This is a genomic window from Blautia hansenii, from assembly GCF_013304445.1.
In the GTDB taxonomy this organism is placed as follows: Bacteria; Bacillota; Clostridia; order Lachnospirales; family Lachnospiraceae; genus Blautia.
In genome coordinates this window covers 1-4,063 of the sequence record NZ_JAAITA010000046.1, presented here as the reverse complement: position 1 = coordinate 4,063, position 4,063 = coordinate 1, and the positions used below count along the sequence as shown (strand labels likewise).

Annotated in this window: 3 protein-coding genes and 1 pseudogene; all 4 read right to left on the bottom strand. The window is 42.4% G+C overall.

Going from position 1 to position 4,063, the window contains the following annotated elements; translation table 11 throughout:
* Window positions 1-700, bottom strand: a 700-nt coding sequence (locus G5A70_RS15355) for a MurR/RpiR family transcriptional regulator (protein WP_173750320.1), incomplete at its 3' end; no start/stop codon positions are given.
* Between the two features lie 838 nt (window positions 701-1,538).
* Window positions 1,539-2,252 (bottom strand): site-specific integrase, encoded by a 714-nt coding sequence (locus tag G5A70_RS15350; protein WP_226853764.1) that lies wholly within the window; start codon window positions 2,250-2,252, stop codon window positions 1,539-1,541.
* Entirely contained in the window at window positions 2,236-3,201 is a 966-nt protein-coding gene (locus G5A70_RS15845) for a hypothetical protein (protein ID WP_226853762.1), read from the bottom strand. The genes G5A70_RS15350 and G5A70_RS15845 overlap by 17 nt, the downstream gene beginning before the upstream one ends.
* Before the next feature lie 92 nt (window positions 3,202-3,293).
* Window positions 3,294-3,971: pseudogene (locus tag G5A70_RS15345) on the bottom strand (DNA/RNA non-specific endonuclease); the annotation flags it as partial.
* Window positions 3,972-4,063: the final 92 nt, after the last annotated feature.

Genomic DNA, 4,063 nt, shown 5'->3' with positions numbered 1-4,063 from the left:
GAAGATGAAGCGGCCTCTGTTTAATATAGCAATTATTTATTATTCGTTGTACTAGCTTTCCGGTGCGGAATTCAAATTCCGTAGCAGATACATAAAGGTTGTAATCCGCCAGTCTGGATAAAGGAGATTCATGGAAACAGGTGATGGCAATCAATGGCACATTTGCATCCTTCATAATCTCCGCCCATTCCACCATTTCAGAAGTCAGACCGGAATAACTGATAATAACTCCTACATCTTCACTGGTCATATTACGGGCCTGAACCAACTGTACATGAAAATCTTCGCTAACCATACATGGCTTATTCACTCTTAGGAATTTCAAATAGGCATCCTTTGCCACCAACTGAGAGGCACCTACTCCAAAAAAAGCAATTCTTTTTGATGACATCAGAAGCTCTACACTCTTATCCAACACTTCCAGTTCAATAAGACGCTTTGTATCTTCCAAAGACATGATACTTTTAAAACTCAACTTGTCCACAAGCTGCTCCATGGTATCACTTCTATGAATTTCACAGTTTTGCTCACTGATTGTTTCTTTTTTCAGAGCATTTTCATACATAAGCGCTTGTTGGAAATCTCTGTATTTTGCATACCCTAATTTCCTGCAGAGTCTCGTAATCGTAGAAGGAGAAGCAAAAGCATTTTGAGAAAACTCCCGAACACTCATGGTTGCGACTTCTTCTGGTCTTTGCATTAAATACTCAATAGCCCCCCGTTCTGTGGAACTTGATTGTGGTAAATATTCCCTGAATTTCAAAATAACACTTTGCATTTTCCTACCTCGCTTTGTGCAATATGTATATTTTCACTCTTTTATCTCTCAATTGCTAAAGCGATTGTAACACCACAAAACAAAGTTGTCTATACTTTTGTTTATTTATGATACTTTTTTTTCATATTATGATTTTAAAAAGCACAACACATCCAAAACATGAATCAAAACATTACAAATTTTACTCTTATTTCAATTATTTAAATCATATTTTACCAAATCATCCTCCGTTCTATCCCAAAAAAAGAAGTCTTTAAGACTTCTTTCCTTAAGCATGCTCTAGTTCCTTGTAAATTTGATCTAGACGGTACATTTTGTCTCTACTTTCCCTTTTTTGCATTTTTTGTTTCGCATGGTTGTAATGTTTCCTTTCACGCTTTGTGCTCTTTGGCAATTTTCTATAATCTTCTTTTATAATCTGTTTTGCTTTATCATGCTTGGCGATATAAGAAACAATTCTACTGAATGATGTTGAAGTTGAACAATCCTTTTGTCTATGAAATTGACGTTTTTCTTTTGGTATTTTTTTGTATTCTTATGGAACAGGATATAGTAATGGTTTTGCTTATCTTCCATAATTTTCCATAAATCAACGCGACATTTTTCAGCATGTTCCCATAACTTCCCGAAAGCCGGTGAAGCCCGATTCCAATGGCGTTCCCGGCTTTTTCGCCTTTGGGGGGAAGTTCCCGTATCTTGGCGAATCCCGGCGCATCTTGATGGCCGTGAGTAGTAAAACGAGTAGTAAATCGCGTTTTTACTACGCCGCGACGCGTCGCATCTCCTCCGCAGCCGTGCAGCCGTCCATATGGGCGTAGTACCCGAGCGTCATCTTGATGTCCTTATGGCCCATGATGTATTGCAGCGCCTTCGGGTTCATCCCGGCCTTCGCCATCTCCGTGCAGAACGTGTGGCGCAGCGTATGCGGTGTCATGCCATCGGGAAGCTCCATCTTTCCCCTCTTCGCGTACTTGCCTCTCAGCCCCCTGAACACCCGGTCGTAATCGCCGCCGACCCTCGGCAGCCCGTCCCTGTTGAGGAAGATGAAGCCCGTTCGCCCATCGACGCTCAGGGGCTTCGCCTTCGACCTCGATGCCATGACATGCTCGAACGCGGCCATCACCTCGTCGGTCATGTAGATGTAGCGCTTGCCGCTCTCCGTCTTAGGCTCATCGACCCGGTATCCCCCGCCGACTGCGCGGGCGAGCTGGTGGTCCACGAAAATCACCCTGTTCGTCAGGTCGATGTCCGTCTTGGTCAGCCCGCACATCTCCGATATGCGCAGCCCCGTCCCGAGGAGGATGACCACCTCGTCGATGTACCTGTGGTAGACGGCATCCGACCGCATGAAACCGAGCAGCGCGTCCACCTGTTCCCGACTCAGCGGCTCCCTCTCCGTCACGTCCCTCTTGATGACGGTCGCGAGCTTGAAATCGAACGGGTTCTTGCGTATACAGTCATCGGCTATCGCCAAGTAGAACGCCGCCTTGAGCGACCGCTTGTGGTTGGAGATGGTGGAGTAGGCGAAGCCCTTGGACTTCATGCGCTGCGCCCATTCCTTCGCATCGGACGGCTTCACGCCGCCTATCTCCCGCGAGCCTATTGTCTTCAAATACCTTCTTGGCTTCCGATGTATCAATGGAATGCTTTTGGGTCCAATTCTCATTCCAAACATCTTCGTAATCATAAACCTCAATGGTTGATTTTCCATCTTGGTTATGATGTTCTATCAATGTCAAATCCATGATATCTCCACTTTCCAACTCCAGGTAGACGCAAATCCCTGGATGCCCTGGGTCTGGGTTTTCTTCTGCAACTAACTCGCCGCCAGGGATTTTAATTCTTGCCTGATTATCCTTATAATTTTTCTGGAATGTAAGGAATAACCCCTGCAACTCTTTTGTGGTAATATAGTCATAATCTGTCTCAAAGTTTTCCAGCACTCTTTGAAAAGCGACCTCCATATTCCGGTTTGACTTCTTAATGTTTGCTTTACACACCAAAGATGATAAAAACGGAATATTCGATTTTAATTCCGCTAAGGCAAGAAGCAGTTCTGACTGAAAATAGTTTTCTTTTAAAAACGTAATTTGTTTTTCATCTTTTAGATTTAAGCAAAAATCCTTATCCAAGACAGATGAAGTAATCTGATCTGCAACGTCTCCCGACAGATATGTTTCTGAATCAAAGAGTTTATTTGCTATAGAAGTTACCATAGATGCATACTCATGAATGGTATCCGGAATCCCTAACTCATCCAACCGATACTCTGCTTCTTTTTTACAGAAATGCTGGAAAGGCATTTCATAAGCATGTACTAAGTTTTTTAACTGCTCTTTCCATTCTGGGAACTGCTGCATAAGATATCTTGCAACACTCACTTCAGATGCTCCGTAATTTGGTTTTTTGATTTCATTTGACATAATATTTTCCTCCTGTTTTTAAATTTCTTATAGAATATGGAAGAAAATGAAAGCCCAAAAAAAGAGACACCAAAACGGCATCTCTCATAAAATCATGGATTACAATTTTTACAAGCCTCATACCCCTGCTGCATCAATTCATCTCTATTCCCAGCAAATGTCTCTTTGTTCTCGTCCTTCATACGGGAAAGGCTGGAACAGTCTGACCGGTGGAATTTTTTGGTGTTAGTGTTTAAAACATAAGTGACTTCCTGAATATTGTTAGAAGAACTCCGTGTAGAGTCTTCTGGTTCATTTGCTTCTGCAGCATGGGAATTACCTGTTGTATAATCAATCTCTACACCTGGCTGTGCATTATAACAGAAAACATTAAATAAAACTCCTTCACCATTGTCTTCTACTGATTTTCCTTCCATAAGGACTCCAGTTGTTACTGGGTTATTCCCATCATATATTGGTGTGACACGATACTGCACATGATTTCCAGTTTCTTTTACGTAATCCGCTACCATGTTCTCAAAAGGCAACATCCCGTCTACGTTCATATATCGGGTACCTGTAATCAAGTTCTTTTCATTGTCATTCTCCGCTGCAAGCTGGAATCCAATTAAATGGCACCGGTTGTATAAATATTTCCCATCTACCCAGTCGTATTTCATGGTCTGCCATCCGCTCGGTTTTATATGTCCGATCGGCCCACGTTTCTCTGTTGGCATAATATCCTTTCCAATGCTTGCATAAGCAACCCCGCAACGTCCTAGTGTATTGACATATTTACATTTAACACAATTATTCTTTTGCTTCATACCGTTTCATGATATACTAAAAAGAAACGGCGGTGATTCATTATGGCAAGACCTAA

Excerpts from the sequence above, each read along its gene's own strand:
- G5A70_RS15845 (WP_226853762.1), bottom strand. The coding sequence starts at position 3,201 with ATGTCAAATGAAATCAAAAAACCAAATTACGGAGCATCTGAAGTGAGT.